The organism is Leucobacter sp. cx-328 (assembly GCF_014530035.1).
Taxonomy (GTDB): Bacteria; Actinomycetota; Actinomycetes; order Actinomycetales; family Microbacteriaceae; genus Leucobacter.
The window spans coordinates 338,987-356,104 of the sequence record NZ_JACVMX010000002.1 but is presented as its reverse complement, the minus strand read 5'-3'; the positions used below and the strand labels follow the sequence as shown (position 1 = coordinate 356,104).

The window sequence follows — 17,118 nt, the reverse complement described above, 5'->3', positions numbered from 1 at the left end:
GCGCGCTGCAGCTAACCCGCGGCGCGCTTGCTCGGCAGTGCAGCAATGACCACACCGAGCAGCGCGATCGCGGCGCCGCACAGCAACGACACCGTCACACCCGCCGAGAGCGGCAAGAACACCTCGAACGCGACTGCAGCCACCAGCTGGCCGGCAACGTTCGACATGCTCAACATGAGCACGCCCGCGGTGCGCACGAGCGCGGCCGCGATGGCGATGAAGAGGACGCCGATCGGTCCGCCGAAGTACAGCCACGGCGTCACAGGCAGGCTCTCGGGAAGCCCGTTCAGCAGTACCGAGACCAGCGCCGCAACGCAGAGCGTCGAGGCGCCAACGATGAAGTTACCAAACGTCGCAGTCAACGCGCTCTGGGCGGCGGATCGCACCAGCCCATTCGCCACAGACTGCATCGACACTGCGGCGCCAAAGAGCACCGGCAGCACCAACCACAGCAGCCCAATCCAGTCGTGCACGTCAGCGAACGCAGTAATCGCGACCGCGATAATCACCAGCACAGCACCGGTGAGCCGGGTCGGTGAGGTCTGCATGCGACCACCCGGGCCGAGACCTGTCGTATCGAGCACGAGCCCACCGATGACCTGGCCGGCCACGATGCCGATTGTGTAGAGCGCGACGCCAACAATCGGCGTAATGGTGCCCTGCCCGAGCACGAAGAGTGCACCACCGAGCCCACCGAAAAGCGCCCACACGGGGAGTCTGCCAGTCGTGATCTCCTTGCGCACGAGGCCAATGCCCCGACGCCCCTTTGGCGAGCACGCCACGATCACGGAGACGAGCACGAGACCGATCGTGAACGAGAGCGCAGCTGCAACGTAACCGTTACCGAGCTCGACGCTCAGTTGGCCATTCATGCGAGACTGCGCCGCCACCAGCACGCCCGCGAAGCCCGAGAGCAGAAGCGCCGCCCACACCGGAGTTCGTGACGCACGAGGTGTAGGAGCGGCGCTGTTCATTACCTCAGCGTATCGCTCTGGGGCTCACTGGCTCGAGTGCGGGCGGGCCGTTTTGCCCTCGTTTTGCCCTCGTCTGCAAATCAACCGTCGGTAAGACGTTTTGGGTCTTATTCGCCATAACGACGGTCGATTTGCAGGCGTAGGTAAAGCCTGCGCCCGCAGGATACCAGGCGCTGTGAGGCAACTGTCCAGTGGCGAGGTGAGCCGCGAGGCTCACCTCGGCAGCCCCAACTATGTAGATCGGTGCGTGCGGAGTCCTCGCTATGCGGCTACCTCCGGCGGTCTTGCGACCACCCTTGCCTTGGGCGCGCTTCCCGCTTACGCCAGGTCTCACTGCTTCGGTATGAGATCGAGCGTCGGTAAGACTGTTTCGGCGATCTTCGTCTTACCGACGCTCGATCTCTGACCGTGGCGAAATCATACAAACCCGCACCCCAGAAACGCCGAAACCCCCACCGAAGTGGGGGGTTCGTTGGAGCCGCCTGTCGGACTCGAACCGACCACCTGCGCTTTACAAGGGCGCTGCTCTACCAGATGAGCTAAGGCGGCGTACAGAGGGCGATCGCTGATCGCCCTCTGACAGCATAGTGCTATTCGGCGGTCGCTGTCTCATTCGCCGCGGCCTTCTGCTCAATTTCGCTCTTGAGCTTCAGGATGTACTGCTCGAGATCGCCATCGCGATTCGACACCCACTGCTGACCGTTGACAATCACGGTGGGGGTGCTGATCAGTGCCTGCTTGCCCTCGGGCTGGAGTGCACCAGTGTTGGGGTCAGCAACGAGGAGTGCGCCTTCAGCAAGGCCGGGAACACCGTTCTCGTTGAGCGTGCTGTAGTTCGCGTCGAAGAAGCCGCGGAATCGCTGTTCCTTCATGCAGCTCTTCAGCTCGCTCGTCGCCTCTACACCGACACCCTTTGCCACATCCAGGAGTTCCTGGTCGGTGAGACCAGTCGTTCCTTCTTCAGGCTGGATGTCTTCGCTCAGGAGTGCGTTGTGCAGCTTGAAGGCGTACTCCGGCTGCTCTTCAACGACGCAACCAACCATGTTCGCCGCACGTGTCGAGTAGCGAGTGCCGCTCGACTGCGGGTCAAGGAAGGTCACAGGGTATACCTGCAGCTGTACGTCACCACTGCCGACGTACTGCTCAATCATCGAGCCGTACTGACCCTCGAATGCGCCACACGCGGGGCACATGTAGTCGACGAAGATCGTCATGTCGATGGGAAGTTCATCGCGGCTCACCTCGGGCGCCTTACGCTCCGAGGTCGGATCCTGCATCGCCTTGCTCTTAACGACCTCGAGGTCTTTGCCAAAGATGATGCCACCGGTCGCCATGTTGGCGGGGCCGGGGCCTGCAGGCTTCATGCTGGTCGAGATAACGATGCCAACAATTGCAAGGACCGCGATAATGCCAAGAACTACGCCGCCCTGGATGTACAGGCGCGAACGCTTCTCACGACGCTTCTCAGCAGCACGAGCCTGGCGCGCCTGCTCACGCGCCTGCTCACGACGCTCATTCTTCGTGAGCTTCTTCTGGGTATCAGACATATCTATTCTCCCCGTGGCCGCCAACTTGACGGCCACAGTTACGGGTTAGGTGGGTTGTCGTTACTTCTTCTTGTTTGCGCGACGCTGTGCACGGTTTGCGTCGCCGGTAGCCTGACCGAATGCGCCACGGCCGCCGGCCTGTGACTTCTCGGCGGGAGCGCCCGCGCCGCTAATCTTCGCTTCACCGTCTTCGGTGGGAGCGCTGTAGCTCAGCTTCGATGCATCGGGAGCGGTGTCCTCGTCGAGGCCACCACCCGAGAGGTGTACGTGATCGTGCGCTTCGGTAGCGGGACGGACCTGCACCTCAAGGTTGAAGAGCAAGCCAGTTGCTTCTTCCTTGATCTGGCCCATCATGCCCTCGAACATCGAGTATCCCTCGCGCTGGTACTCGACCAGCGGATCACGCTGTGCCATCGCGCGAAGGCCAATACCCTCCTTGAGGTATTCCATCTCGTAGAGGTGGTCGCGCCAGCGGCGGTCAATCGTGGTGAGCACAACGCGGCGCTCGAACTCACGCGTTGCCTCGCTGCCGAGCTGCTCTTCGCGCTTTGCGTATGCAACATCTGCGTCGGAGTTAATCTCACGGCTCAGGAACGCACGGTCGATGCGGGCGGCGGATCCACCAGCCTCAGCAAGCACCTCGTCGGCAGTGATGCCGATCGGGTACAGCTGCTTCAGGTCGTTCCAGAGCGCATCGAAGTCCCAATTGCCGTCTGCGCCGTGAGTATCGACAATTGCGTCGATAGTCTGCTTGCGGAAATCTACAACGCGCTGAGCGATGTCTTCACCGTCGAGGATCTGTGCGCGGTCGCCGTAGATCGACTTGCGCTGACGGTCGAGGACGTCATCGTACTTCAGAACGTTCTTGCGGATCTCAGCGTTACGCGCCTCAACCTGGCTCTGTGCACTCTGGATCGCGCGCGAAACAACCTTCGACTCGATTGCTAGATCGTCGGGGAAGCCGTCGCGCCCCATGAGCGCTGCTGCTGCGCCCGAGTTGAACATACGCATGAGGTCATCAGCGAGCGACAAGTAGAAGCGGCTCTCGCCGGGATCACCCTGACGGCCGGAACGACCGCGGAGCTGATTGTCAATACGGCGTGATTCGTGGCGCTCGGTACCGAGAACGTAGAGGCCGCCGACTGCGATGACCTTCTCTGCCTCTTCAGCGACAGCTGTCTTCACCGCGGAGAAGACGTCGTCCCACGCTTCTTCGTATGCTTCAGGATCTTCGTCAGTCGAGAACCCGCGTGCGGTCATCTCCTGGACTGCGAGGAACTCAGCGTTACCGCCGAGCATGATGTCAGTACCGCGACCTGCCATGTTGGTGGCAACGGTGACGCCGCCGAGTCGACCTGCCTGCGCAATGATCGATGCCTCACGAGCGTGGTTCTTTGCGTTCAGGACCTCATGGCGTACGCCTGCCTTTGCAAGCAGACGCGAGATGTATTCACTCTTCTCGACGCTGGTGGTACCAACGAGAACGGGCTGGCCTTCCTTGTGACGTTCCGCAATGTCAGCGACTGCGGCAGCGTACTTTGCCTCTTCAGACTTGAAGACGAAGTCAGGCTGGTCCTTGCGCTGCATCGTGCGGTTGGTCGGGATGGGAACAACGCCGAGCTTGTAGGTCGACATGAACTCGCCGGCCTCGGTCTCTGCGGTACCGGTCATGCCCGAGATCTTCTCGTACAGGCGGAAGTAGTTCTGCAGGGTCACGGTGGCGAGCATCTGGTTCTCAGCCTTGACCTGCACGCCTTCCTTCGCCTCGATGGCCTGGTGCATGCCCTCGTTGTATCGGCGACCGGCGAGGATACGACCGGTGTGCTCGTCAACGATAAGGACCTCGCCGTTCAGAACGACGTAGTCCTTGTCGCGGGTGAAGAGCGCGCGCGCCTTGATCGAGTTGTTGAGGAACGAGATCAGCGGGGTGTTCACCGATTCGTACAGGTTGGTAATACCGAGGTAGTCCTCAACCTTTTCAATGCCGGGCTCGAGCACACCAACGGTACGCTTCTTCTCGTCGACCTCGTAGTCAACCCCAGGCTCGAGAGTCTTCACGATGCGCGCAAACTCAGCGAACCAACGGTTGCCCTCACCTGACGAGGGACCCGAGATGATGAGGGGCGTACGCGCCTCATCAATCAGAATCGAGTCGACCTCATCGATGATGACGAAGTTGTGGCCGCGCTGCACGCGCTCACCAGCGGTGTTCGCCATGTTGTCGCGCAGGTAGTCGAAGCCGAACTCGTTGTTCGTGCCGTAGGTGATGTCTGCGTTGTACTGTTCACGACGCTCTGCCGGGTCCTGGCCTGCAATGATGCAGCCGGTGGTCATGCCAAGCGCACGGAATACGCGCCCCATGAGATCACTCTGGTACGTCGCGAGGTAGTCATTGACGGTGATGATGTGCACGCCCTTGCCCGTGAGAGCGTTGAGGTAGGCAGGCAGGGTCGCGACGAGGGTCTTACCCTCACCGGTCTTCATCTCCGAGATGTTGCCAAGATGCAGGTTCGCACCACCGATGAGCTGCACATCGAAGTGGCGCAGGCCGAGCGTGCGGCGGGCAGCCTCACGAACAACTGCGAACGCCTCGGGAAGCAGGTCGTCAAGGGTCGCGCCAGCCTCAAGGCGGGCACGGAACTCGGCCGTTTCGCTCTTCAGTTCCTCATCGGTGAGTTCCTGAATGCCGGATTCGAGATCGTTGATGAGCTTGGCCTGACGCTGAAGCTTCTTCAGCACACGACCTTCGCCCATCCGAAGCATCTTCTCGAAAACTGTCGCCACGTGTGTCTCCTGTACGGTAATAGCGATGATCCGCCTTTACACGGCACCGTCGTTGCCAAAATGTGACAACTCATCTCAGCTTAGCAACCAGGGGCGTTGCAAGCAGCTGAGAAAGCTGTACTGATCCTTCAGATTTCCACGACACTTTTGTCTGCGGCCCTGAACAGGGCGAGCGGGGTGGCGGATCATTGATCCACCACCCCGCTCGGTTCCTACCTGATCTGGTTACTCTTCTTCACTGAGCGCGATCACGCCGTAGTTCCAACCCTTGCGGCGGTACACCACGGAAGGCTTACCCGAAACCTCTTCAATGAAGAGGAAGAAGTCGTGACCGACGAGTTCCATCTGATCGACCGCGGCATCAACCGACAGCTTCTCAGCAGGGAACTCCTTCGAACGGATAACGACGGGCGTGTATGCCTCTTCTTCATCAGTTGCAACGACAGGGACTGTGCCAGTGGCAACTGCGTCGATTACCTCAGCCGGTGCGGGGGTGACGCCAACGCCTGCAAAGTCTGCTGCGGCTGCGTCACCGAGCGAAAGACGGCCGCGGCCACGACGGTCAGTCTGGCGGTCCTTCAGGCGACGGATACGCTCGAGCACCTTCGCGTAGGCGATGTCGAATGCCGAGTACTTGTCGCCACCGGTAGCTTCAGAACGAATGACTGGGCCGGGGCCAACGAGCGTTACCTCGACGCGGTCGCCCTGCTTGGGACTACGGTCGCTGAGCCGTGAAACAGTGACTTCAAACGCCTGCGCTTTCGGAAGCAGACCGGCAACCTTCTCCGATTTCGAGTTCACATACTCCTCGAAACGATCGGTAACGCCAACGTTCTTTCCTCGGATGTGCACGTCCATGGTGACCTCCTGTGATAGCTCAGGCGGGTGCCTCGGTTTGACGCACCGTAACGCCTTACCCGAACCTTACTCGGTTCACTTTGAGTTAATCCAGCCCTAATTTTCGACACTGTCGGTTCTCTCAGCTCGGCACATAGCTAAAACACAAGTCACCTGTGCGCCAACGCCAATTAACGCCTCAGCAGCGGCGGAAATTGTGGCGCCAGTCGTCACAATGTCGTCGATGAGGATGACCTGACGGCCACGTAGTATTCGCTCGCAGCGAGCAGGAACTCGTACACGCCGCGCGTTTCGTATGCGGTCCTGCGAGCGCAGACCCACCTGCCCGGTGCGACCGCGTGTAGTGACGAGTCCGCGGTAGATGAGTGCGCGCGAGGCTTCGCGTGCGAGGTCATTGTCTGCCCAATTTGCCCGTTTCACCCGACGCAGTGCGCGCTGTGCAAGCACGGTCATGTGGGCGTAGCCACGGCTGCGCACACGCGCCCGCCGGGAGGGTACAGGCACGATGAGGGGCGCCGTTGGAGCTCCCGACCCTGAGTGCTGCGCCGCTGCCGCGGAAACCGCCAACGCTTCCGCAAGGCCACCTGCGAGTCGGTCACCGAGTGCGCGGTGCAGCCCAAACTCGCCACCGTGTTTGAACCGCACAAGCAGATCGCGCACGACTCCCGAATACTCACCGCACGACAGTGTGAGCCACCGCCCGCCAACCTCGCTTCTGCCGACCGTGCAGGTGCGCACCTCTCGGGCACACGGACCACAGAGGTCGCGATCCGCGCGCCCGCACCCGGCGCACTGCGTCGGCCACACTACTGCGAGCAGGTCGAGCGCGAGCTCGCGCATGAACACAAGAAATCGGGCAGGTTCAGTCATGCACCGATTGTCGGGCGATGTATGACTGAACCGCACCCCGGAAAATCAGGAACGTGGATAAGTGTCTGAGCGAGTGAGTTACTGGAGCACTTCGATGATTTCGGCGGTCTCGAGAAGACGACCAGTCACACGAGGGCCTTCGAGCAGCAGACCGTCGCTGTCAGCGATCAGCTCACCGACGACTCCGGAAAGATCTTCGAGTCGCTCGGCCTCGATTGCGAGGAGCCAGGGGAAGTCACCGAGGCCGTATCCGGCGAACTGATGCACCACGATATCGCCGTCGAGTGTCTCGAAGTCTTCGGCGTCACCATCGTCACCCTGTTCGTCGATATCGTCTGGGAAAAGCAGCGCATCGTCCTCGTCGAAGCCAGGAAGATCAAGGAACTCGGCGAACGCGGCGAAATCCAAGAGACCTGGCGATGCCGGCGAAACTGAGAGCCACTGCAGCGGTTCGCTGTCGAAGGCTGCCGGCTCGTTTGCAAGCCCGACCGCGCTCCAGCTGCGGATGAGCGGACGGATGAGGCCGGTACGGCGGATCTGGCGCAGGCCCCACTGCAGGTCTTCGACCGCGGCGCCGTGCAACACGACCATGAGGTCAGCGTCATTACGCAACCCGCTCACGTCATACCAACCGCGCAGCGAGACGCCCTCGCTCACGAAGCTCGCAACCACATCATCTAGCTCGCGAACAGCACTGGCAACATCGCGCCCATCAAGCACCATCGGGTGCGTTGAGCTCAGACGGAAGGTTGCACACAAGACCGCCGAATGGCGCTCTTCGACATTGGCGTGGGCCGGGACACCTCGTGTTTCAGTCATGCCCTCATACTCCGCCGAAAGTTGAGTCCTGGCAAGACCCCACAATCAACGGGTATGAGAACTCTGTGTGACTAGCCGCGTGTAGCGAGGGCCAGCACGTCGGTTTCGACGCGCTGCCAACCCCCGCCCTGCGGTGCAAAGACAAAGCCAGCAGTGCTGCGCACGCGGATCTGTGCACGGCCACCGCTGCCAGACACCTGAATACCGTCTGACACGCTGCTCTGCTCGTACGAGAAGACACCAACGCCGCCAACTGTGACCTTCGAGGTCGAACTGCCGGTGCCGGTAAGGGTCACGAAACGGGTGTTATCGATCCAGTCCAGGTCGATCGGTGTGCCCGTTGCCCACATCTCTTCGACGCCGTCCTCAGCGATTCCGATGGGCTTGCCATCTTTATCGCGCGTGACACCAGCGACGAGGACGACACTGTTTGGCCCGTCTTCAACGAGCGCCGCAATGAGATTGCCGCCGGGCGCGACCCGAACCGCAGCAACCTCACCCTCGGCAGACCACGGCAGACGAATGTCGCTCTGCTCCCCCGTGTCTGCGGTGAGACGCGCGAGCCCGGGGGCGTCAGCCGCAACCGTCCACACCCAGCCCCAGTCGTCGATGCTCGGCTCGAGCAGTTGTGCACGGCTGTCGACAGGAATCGTTTCTGCCTGCGTCACGAGGCTGACTCCACCTCGATGGCGCACTGCGGCAAGTGCGTCATTCTTGCCGAGCGAGACAGCATCGGGTTCGAGTTCGGTGATGGCCGAGCTGAGGTTTGCCATGGGGTGTATGACCCCATTCGAGATCGGGCCAAAGCCGTCCTCGCGCGCGCCAATGAGTTGACGACCGCGTGCCTCAGGTTTCGACTGCTGATCTGTCTCTTGATCTTCAGCGATGACGACGCCATCAATCGAGAGTCGCACCCCTGAGCAGCCTGGCACGGCTTGGAGACTCGCGAGGAGTTGGTCGAGCATCTTGCGCTCGTCTGCGTGGGTAGGCGGCATGAAACCGGTGAGGTCAACCTGAGCAATGCCATCAATAACCACGACGGTATCGCCGCGCACCTCGGTGCCAGCGGGGAAAGCGCTCTCGACCTGGGTGACGAAGAGACTGCTCGGCCCCTCGAGTAGTTCGGTCACAATTTCTGTGGGCAACGCTGCGCGGTTGAGGAACCACCGCGTCTCTGGTGTGAGCTGCCCGTTACGGTCGACGAAATACAGCTGATGTGCCGACCAGATCGAGGAGAAGTTCGCGCGGTCGACGATGATGCCCGCGGGCGCTGACGCGATCCGCCACTCATTGCCCACCATTTCGAATTCGAAGCGCATGTCGACACTCGGGCCAGGGTGCGCGGGAGTCATCGTGCCTGACTCGTCAATCTCGGCGGATTGCGAAACCGACAGGAGTCCGGTGTCATCAGCTCCCTTGCGGAACGGACGCGTGCCCTCATCGACGATGACTCCGGCGTACGGATCCCACTGTTGGGCATAGTCAGGCGTCAGGAATTCCCGCGCGACCGCATAGTCGTCAGTGCTCGATGTTGCAGCCAACACAAAGCCGCGCACGAGGTTTTCCTGGCTCGACCCAACGAGTGGGCCAGACGGGTTGAATTGCACTTGCTGCTCGCCCTGCGCGAGGTCGGCAAGCCCAACCTCGACGGGGCCGTGGGCGGGAATCGCTGCACACCCGGCGAGCAACCCGAAGCCGAGTGTGAGCGCAATCGCCGGTCCAACGCGGCGCGACCGACGCGCAGAGGTCACGGGTGTAACCGACACCATCGGCAGTACCGATTTGCTGAGTCGACGTTGGCGGATCATGCGCGCTCCTCCTTCGACGTTCCCGTTACGCGGCGCAGTTTACGCTTGAGCCAGTTACCGGTGACCTGCACGGTGCCCTCCGCTGCTGCGTCCTCCGGCACGAGGGGCAAGGGCGAGACGCCAACAGCCTTTCGGGTTGAGCGCGGCAGGGTGAGGCGGAAGTTTGAGCCTTCTCCTGGTGCTGACCAGGCTTCGAGCGATCCCTGATGCGCAGTCGCGTCTTCCAACGCAATTGCGAGACCGAGGCCCGTTCCACCGAGGGTGCGCTTGCGCGAGGGATCCGCGCGCCAGAATCGGTCAAACACGTGTTCAAGCGCGTCAGACGTCATACCGACGCCCCAGTCACGCACCGAGACCGCGACTGCGCTCTCGTTCGAATCGATCGTGATGACGACGGGCTTGCCCTCGCCATGTTCGATCGCGTTCCCGACCAGGTTCGAGATGATACGGCGGATACGTCGCGCATCAACCTCGATCGGCGTGTAGCCTCCGATCGGGCGCACTTCAATGAGGCTCGATGACAGCGGGCGCAGCTGGTCAGCGATCTCTTCCACGAGTGGGACGATCTTGGTCGACTCACGTTCGAGCGTCACGTGACCTGCGTCGTACCGCGAGATCTCAAGCAGGTCTGCGAGCAAAGATTCGAAACGCACGAGCTGCGTTTCCATTACTTCGACTGCGCGCTGTTGCGATGGATCGAAACTCTCGCGCTGCGCCTGGAGCACGGCACTCGCGAGGCGGATCGTCGTGAGCGGCGTCCGCAACTCATGCGAGACGTCAGACACGAACCGCTGCTGCATCGCAGACAGCTCATCGAGTTCGCGAATACGCGCCTGGATCGTGTCTGCCATCTCGTTGAAGCGCGTCGAGAGCTGATCAAAGTAGTAGTCGTTCTGCCGCGGCATACGCGCGGAAATGTCACCGCTTGCAACGCGCTTACTCGCCTCGGCAGCCGAGCGGATCGGGCGGAACACGATCCGGCTCATCGTCCACACCAGTGCACCAATCAGCAGCATCATGCCGACAGCGGCAAGCAAGAACGTACGCTGCACGAATGCGAGCGTCTCCTGCGTATTAGAGAGGTCGTACCCGATGTATAGGTCGTAGGTTCCCGCGCCAGCGGGGAACACCAGTGTCGAAGCGACTACCAGACCGGGTGACTGCGTCCCGTCCTGATTGATGAACGTCACGGGCTGCAAATATTGCGGATCGTTCCCGTCGCTCAACGCCTCCGCGAGCTCGGGCGTAACCGCGTCCATCAGCGCAGAGTTCGTATTGAACTCCTGCGGTGCTTCAAGGAACGGAGCCTGGCCAGGTTGCCGGCGCACGTAAATCATCTGGCTGGCCGAAGTGTCTTGCACCGTTCGGCGCACCGACGCTGAGAGGGTGGAGAGACCGCCGCGATCCGCCGCATCGTATGCATCGATGAAACGCTGCGCCGCAAGCGTCGCTCGTGCGGCATCTTCGAGCGACTGACTTTTGCGAGAGCTGTACAGGTCGGTGCTGATACTCGCGAGCAAGATTGCGCCAGTGACAACAACGATGAGGCCGGTAAGCACACCCGTCGTTGCCATGGTGCGCACCATGAGCGAGTGACGCCACAGGCGACGTAACGGACCAAGCACCGGGTCGACCAAGCGAATGAATCGCAGTCGTGCGCGCCGCAGCGCAAGGCTGAAGCGCGACCGCTTCCCGGAGCTAGCCACGAGTGAGCCTTACTGGAAGCGTGCGCCGGCGCGGTAGCCGACGCCACGAACCGTCGTCACAATGACGGGACGGTCAGGATCAGGCTCAATCTTCGCGCGCAGGCGCTGCACGTGCACGTTCACGAGACGGGTGTCTGCCTTGTACTGGTAACCCCACACGCGCTCAAGCAGTACCTCGCGGGTGAACACCTGCTGGGGCGTGCGCGCGAGGATCACGAGCAGATCAAATTCGAGGGGCGTCAGCGAGATCACCTGGTCACCACGGCGCACTTCGTGGCCAGTAACATCGATCTCGAGATCACCGATGTGCAAACGCTCACCAACGGTCGCCGGCATCTCGCGCAGGCGAGCCTTGATACGCGCGACGAGCTCGGCCGGGTTGAACGGCTTCACGACGTAATCGTCAGCACCTGCTTCGAGGCCGCGCACCACATCACGTGTGTCAGTGCGCGCAGTCAGCATGATGACCGGAACGCCCGACTCTTCACGAATCACCTCGCAGACCTCAATGCCGTCCATGCCTGGCAGCATCAGGTCGAGGAGTACGAGGTCGGGGCGAACCTTGCGGAACACCTCAACAGCCTCAGTGCCGTCAAAGGCGTGCTCGATTGCGAAGCCCTCGCCCTGAAGCACCATGGTGAGCATTTCAGAGAGGGCCCGGTCGTCGTCAACCACCAGGATCCGTGCAGTCATGTCACCATTATGCCTGTCACCGGGCGCGGATCGGGACAACCTGTTAGAAGTGTTCAAATCGCCCGGGCAAGAGTTCCCATGGTTCTCGCCCAAGGTACTCACACACGGCCCGATACACGCAGTGCTCGACGAAGTACCTGCGGTGTTCTTCATCATCGACGTGAAGGCCACGGGCACGCTGAATCGGCATGCGATACAACACGATCGTGCGCTCTGCACGGTTCACGTTGTAGAACAGCGGCATTTGGCTTTCGTCATTGCCGCGCACCTCGGGGTAGGGCGCTGTCTGGAAACCAATCTGCACGTTCTGGAGCTCGTCGGAGAACTCTGCCTGCAGGTAGTCAACGACCGCCCGCGCCCAGCGCTCAAACTTCGTCACCCGGTTGCCGGGGTCCATGATCGACGGCCCGGCCATCGACGACCGTATCGGCCGCCGATCATGCCGACGCGCGACGCCGCGCGACAATCGATCCCGATGACTCATACTTGCAATTCTAGGACGTGAAGATGAGCGCGGATCACCGCAGGTACACCGTCAGCTCTCCATCGCGGTCGATCTCGGGCACGATCGGGTAGCCGGCCATACGGTTGTCACCGACCACTCGTACCGCGGCGTACACGGGAGCATTGGTCGAGAGCACGGATGCGCCGCTGAGCGCGATGGGCACCGCGGCACCTGCCGGAACCTTGACGTTTGCGGTCGCGCCACCAGTTGCGCGCACACTCACCTCAGCGGTCGTTGTGCCGGGGTTTGTGACCACGAGCTGGCCACCCTTAACCACGGGTACCGCGACCTCAGAGTCAGCATTGATAACGGGTGCGGCCGAGAACCATTCATAGTCCTGGCTGCCAAGCATGCGCGCCGCCGCACGAGCCGCAGAGTAAACGGGAACGTCTGCTTCGACGATGACTGCGTTTGCCTGCTTCGGCCACTTGGCGACGACAAGATCACCAACGGTGTCTGCTGCAAGATTGATCGTGCCGAGCTCGGTGATCGAACCCGCTGCATCAACAGCACGCACACGCGCGACACCCTCAGCACCATCAGCTGCGATCACGCGCACGGTGACGGGGACCTCATCGCCGTCGCCTGCATCGCTCGCACGGTTCTCACGCCCGGACACATCGCGGTGCATGACCGCAGGGATGACCGAGGTCATTGCGGGACGCAGCTGGCGGGTGCCGGAAGAAATCGCGAACGGCGTGAGGTTGACGATGTGGGCAACCCCGAGCGATGCGGTGACTGGCGCGCCTGTGCTCGTCACCTGGACCGCAAGACGTTCACGATCGGGAGCGAAGCCGTTGAGAGACACCGTCTGCTGACCACCTGCCGGAACAATGACGCCAGCCGACTCGGAAGCATCGATCCGCCCGTTTTCATCGAACACCGCGAGGTGCACGGTCGCAATCACGTCAGAGGGATTACCAATGGTGACGGTCGTTGAGACACCGAGTGTTGAAGATCCGCCGATGAGCCACAGGCTGTTCGCCGGAGAGACGCAGGTTGAGGCCGCTGCTCCGGCAATGGTCGCAGTCTTGACAGCCGTGTACTGAGCGGCGCCCATCGTCTCGCCTGTCGCACCGGTAAAGGTTTTGCCACCGTCTGTTGATCCGTTGTTCGGATGCAACGTCTGCTCCCCCGCGGTGACGCCGTCGGCAGCTGCAAACGCAACGTCAACCGTACCGACAGGAATCGAGACATCTGGCTGACTCGGGTCTGCGCCGAGCTCGCCAAATGGTCCGGCGCAGACAAGACGCTGCTCGCCGCCCTGCTGTGTATCGACAGTCAGAGCAAGCGGCGGTCGCTCCACCTGGAAGCTGTCGCCAGTTCCGAGAACAATCGCGGCGGTCGCTGCGATACCTGTGATGACCAAACCTGTGGCAGCGCGCACGCTACCCCGAACAATGCTGGTGCGGCCGCTCATGAGCGTGCCTCCTTGGTGTCGGTATCGGTTGCTTCGGGCGCTGCTGGAGCTTCGGGCACCAAGGGAATCTCAGGGGCAGCGGGTGCTTCAATCGCCTCGGATGTTCCCCTCGGCTCAGATGCTTCAGCCGCCTCAGGTACTTCCGCCGCCTCAGGTGCCTCCGCCACCTCAGACGCGTCAGGAACCAGGGGTGCTTCAGGCGTTCCAGGCTCGACGCCTGCCTCACCGCCGGCAGCAACCGCTGCTCCATTCTTGGGCTTCTTGGGCTTCTTCACCTTTTCAGGCTTCGGTTCTTTCGCGGGCTTTGCCGCCTTCGGCGGCTTCACCTTTGCGGGCTTAACGCGACGCTCAGGCTGCTCTACGACCTCACCGGTCGGGAGCGCAAGCATGAACATGCCGAGGAGCACGATGACCTGGATGACCCAGATCGTGTGACCGCTGAGGTTGGTGCCAGCGAGCACACGTGAGGTCGATCCTTCTTCTGCCTTCTGCACCACGTCATCAGCCACACGCCACAGCAGGCCCTGCTGGGTCGAACCAGCGCTGAGCAGCTCGACGTGCTGCTCAAAGATGCGCTGCATCTCTGCGTCTGCGCTTGCGTCGGGGCCGGGGGTCAGAAGCACGAAGCTCACGCCTGCGTCTTGCAGGCGCTGTTCAACGCTGGGGTCACCGATGGAGCCGAGCGCGCCGACGAGATCCGCGATCTCCTTGTCTTGCGCAGTCGGTTGCTTACGGAAGTCTGCTGTCCGCATTTGGTCCATGCGAGTGCCTGCACCGACGAGCACCTCGGCGCGCACCGCGTGGTCGCCCGTCGCGGTGAGAACGAGGGTGCGCGTTGTGGTGTTGCCAGCGCCAGCAGCCTGCACGATGGCGGGAGTCTGCTGGTGCTGCTCTGCGAGCGGAACCTTGCCCGAAGCAAGCGTCAGCGCCAGCGGGCCCACCGCGATGAGTGCGCCAATTACTGCAACCGAAATGACCGCGGGAGCGGCGCGCCCAATGAGTTCGGCACCGAGGGCCGCGAGCGAGACGATTGCAAGCCAGTACAGCGCGAGACCCGATCCGGGCCACAGCGCGACGCCCGTGTCACCGATCGTCGTCAATACGAAGTTGCTCGACATAATCGCAATGAACATGCCGAGGCCGCCGAACAGTGCACTCAGCACGGTGACCGCGATGCGACCCGTGTAGAGGCCGAGCAGGGCGAGGAGGGCGAGCGGGAGCATGAGGATGCCGACCAGCAAGGTCGCAGGTGCGCCACCCAGGCCGATGGCTTCGAAGATCTTGCCCCAGCCCTCAAGGCCAAACTCGGGGAAGCCGAGCAGCAAATGCCAGGTGTTGCCAGGTTCGAAGGGCGACACGGCGCCGGGATCCATGAAGATGTTTAGGGGCGATCCGCTCCACAGGGCGTGGATGATCTTCGGCGCGAACAGCACCGCGGGTGCGATCGCGACAGTGAGCACGCGAGCCATGCCACGCACGCTGCTGAAGAGACCGATGACCAGGAATACGAGCGCGACCGGGAGCAGCACGGGGGCGCAGGCGAGCGCGACTGCAGCGAGCAGCGATGCGGTGCCGGCCCAGCTCCAAGACTCGCGGCAGCGGGTCGCAGCGAGCAGCAGCCACGGCAACACGATCGCGAGAATGAGAGTTGTGAGGCGACCGGCAGCGATGGAGCCGAGCAGCACCGGGCTCAGGCCGAAGCCAAGCGCCGTAATTGCGCGACCGGCGCGCGACTCGGTGAGCTGTGCAGCCCAGGTCCAAGCACCCATGGCCGAAAGCGGGATCGCGATGACCACCAGAATGACGAGGGCGTGCGACGGGTTCCAGAACGTGAGCGAGCCGAGTACCGCAAGCACCCATGTGAACGGGTCAGCAGGAACTCCATCGATCATGCGGGTGTTGTGCCACAACTCAGCAAAGCCACTGAGCGGCGCCATTCCGCCGCCGATGAGACTCGTGTTCGGAATCGCCCACCACGTCATACCGATTGCGAGCACGAACGCCGCGATGAGCACGGCAAGGCCACCGGTCGAGATGAAATGAATCTCGCGCTTCTGACGCCCCTGCGCAGCAAGGATCGCCTCACGGTCGATCATGCGCGCGGTGCGAACGTACTTCTGGTCAACTCGCAATTGGCGGATCGCGGGCCAGCCCACGTGAGAGGCTTCCTTCACGCGTTTCCGTGACTGCAAGAGCATCTTGGGGCGCAAGAACACCGACCATGCCGAAAGGAACTCGGCAAACATGTTGCCCGGCTGCTCTCGGATGAGCGCCCACGCGACGCGCGCAATAGACAGGAACGGCAGGCCGATCCACATCAGCGCCGCGAGATACGCGGGTGCGTACGCGATGCGGCGTTGCAAGTGCGAGGTGCGTGCCTGGCGGTGCGCCTGGCGCAGCACCGAGCGGCTGCGGTCGATGCGCGGGCCTGCGACACCACTGCGTGCGAAGCGGACACGCGATTCTGCGGCAACCTCAACGCGGTAACCCGCGAGTCGGGTGCGCACCGAAAAATCGAGGCCGTCATCGTACGTCGAATACGCCGGGTCGAAGCCACCGAGCTGTTCCCAGACATCGGCGCGAACGAGCATGCCGACCGGGCCAACGCCCATGACATCTTGCATGTGGTCGTACTGCTGCTGGTCGAGTTCTTGGCGGCGCAACAGCCAGCGTGAACCACGCTTCGTCAGGCTCTGGCCAAGTTCGATGATTCGCTCGGGGTGATCCCAGTCAACGAGTTTGGGGCCTGCGACGACGACCGAGGGTGCGACTTCGACACGGGCAAGAATATGGTCGAGCGCCTCTGGCTCAGGACACGCATCTTCACTGAGTAACCAGAACCAGTCAGTCTCGTCGCTTGAAGCGGCCTGGGACTGCGGTCGGTTCTCAACGCCCTGCGCAACTGCGCGGCCGAAGGACACCTTTGAGGGCAGCGCGACAATCGCGTCTACCCCAGCCTCGCGGAGCTGATTGTCCACGCGAGTGCCGCCACCGTTGTTTACCGCGACAAGGGTCGCCGGCACACGGGTCTGCGACCTAATCCCAGAAACTGTTTCGTTGAGCCATTCTCCACCCTGGTTGGCGACGAGAACGACGGTCACTTTGCTGCGCATATGGCGGCCAGTTTAGGCCGC

At 62.1% G+C, this 17,118-nt stretch carries 12 protein-coding genes and 1 tRNA gene; all 13 read right to left on the bottom strand.

What is annotated here, in order from left to right; translation table 11 throughout:
- Window positions 1-11: 11 nt before the first annotated feature.
- The 13 genes from ICL81_RS04235 to ICL81_RS04175 all read right to left on the bottom strand — a co-directional run bounded on the left by ICL81_RS04235 (window position 12) and on the right by ICL81_RS04175 (window position 17,097).
- Window positions 12-974: a DMT family transporter gene (locus ICL81_RS04235; protein ID WP_188033711.1), complete on the bottom strand. Its 963-nt coding sequence runs from the start codon at window positions 972-974 to the stop codon at window positions 12-14.
- A gap of 473 nt (window positions 975-1,447) precedes the next feature.
- Window positions 1,448-1,523: transfer RNA gene (locus ICL81_RS04230), tRNA-Thr, on the bottom strand.
- Window positions 1,524-1,564: 41 nt separating this feature from the next.
- Window positions 1,565-2,521 carry a thioredoxin domain-containing protein gene (locus ICL81_RS04225; RefSeq protein WP_188033710.1) on the bottom strand — a complete coding sequence of 319 codons (957 nt, stop codon included), beginning with the start codon at window positions 2,519-2,521 and terminating at the stop codon, window positions 1,565-1,567.
- A 60-nt stretch (window positions 2,522-2,581) separates the two neighbouring features.
- Window positions 2,582-5,305: a preprotein translocase subunit SecA gene (secA, locus tag ICL81_RS04220; protein WP_188033709.1), complete on the bottom strand. Its 2,724-nt coding sequence runs from the start codon at window positions 5,303-5,305 to the stop codon at window positions 2,582-2,584.
- Between the two features lie 225 nt (window positions 5,306-5,530).
- The gene (gene hpf, locus ICL81_RS04215) at window positions 5,531-6,163 is read right to left on the bottom strand and encodes a ribosome hibernation-promoting factor, HPF/YfiA family (protein ID WP_188033708.1); all 633 of its coding nucleotides are present in this window, start codon (window positions 6,161-6,163) and stop codon (window positions 5,531-5,533) included.
- Window positions 6,164-6,259: 96 nt separating this feature from the next.
- Entirely contained in the window at window positions 6,260-7,033 is a 774-nt protein-coding gene (locus ICL81_RS04210; RefSeq protein WP_188033707.1) for a ComF family protein, read from the bottom strand.
- A gap of 78 nt (window positions 7,034-7,111) precedes the next feature.
- The gene (locus ICL81_RS04205) at window positions 7,112-7,852 is read right to left on the bottom strand and encodes a chlorite dismutase family protein (protein WP_188033706.1); all 741 of its coding nucleotides are present in this window, start codon (window positions 7,850-7,852) and stop codon (window positions 7,112-7,114) included.
- Window positions 7,853-7,923: 71 nt separating this feature from the next.
- A complete protein-coding gene (locus tag ICL81_RS04200; RefSeq protein ID WP_188033705.1) occupies window positions 7,924-9,660 on the bottom strand; it encodes an LpqB family beta-propeller domain-containing protein in 1,737 nt (578 codons plus the stop codon).
- Window positions 9,657-11,366, bottom strand: a complete 1,710-nt coding sequence (gene mtrB, locus ICL81_RS04195; RefSeq protein ID WP_188033704.1) for an MtrAB system histidine kinase MtrB — start codon at window positions 11,364-11,366, stop codon at window positions 9,657-9,659. Before mtrB ends, ICL81_RS04200 begins: the two co-directional genes overlap by 4 nt.
- A gap of 9 nt (window positions 11,367-11,375) precedes the next feature.
- Window positions 11,376-12,059 carry an MtrAB system response regulator MtrA gene (gene mtrA / locus ICL81_RS04190; RefSeq protein WP_188033703.1) on the bottom strand — a complete coding sequence of 228 codons (684 nt, stop codon included), beginning with the start codon at window positions 12,057-12,059 and terminating at the stop codon, window positions 11,376-11,378.
- A 43-nt stretch (window positions 12,060-12,102) separates the two neighbouring features.
- The gene (locus ICL81_RS04185) at window positions 12,103-12,543 is read right to left on the bottom strand and encodes a metallopeptidase family protein (RefSeq protein ID WP_223160562.1); all 441 of its coding nucleotides are present in this window, start codon (window positions 12,541-12,543) and stop codon (window positions 12,103-12,105) included.
- Window positions 12,544-12,577: 34 nt separating this feature from the next.
- Window positions 12,578-13,984 (bottom strand): DUF5719 family protein, encoded by a 1,407-nt coding sequence (locus tag ICL81_RS04180; RefSeq protein ID WP_188033702.1) that lies wholly within the window; start codon window positions 13,982-13,984, stop codon window positions 12,578-12,580.
- On the bottom strand, window positions 13,981-17,097 hold the full coding sequence (locus ICL81_RS04175; RefSeq protein ID WP_188033701.1) for a glycosyltransferase: 3,117 nt from the start codon (window positions 17,095-17,097) through the stop codon (window positions 13,981-13,983). The genes ICL81_RS04180 and ICL81_RS04175 overlap by 4 nt, the downstream gene beginning before the upstream one ends.
- Window positions 17,098-17,118: the final 21 nt, after the last annotated feature.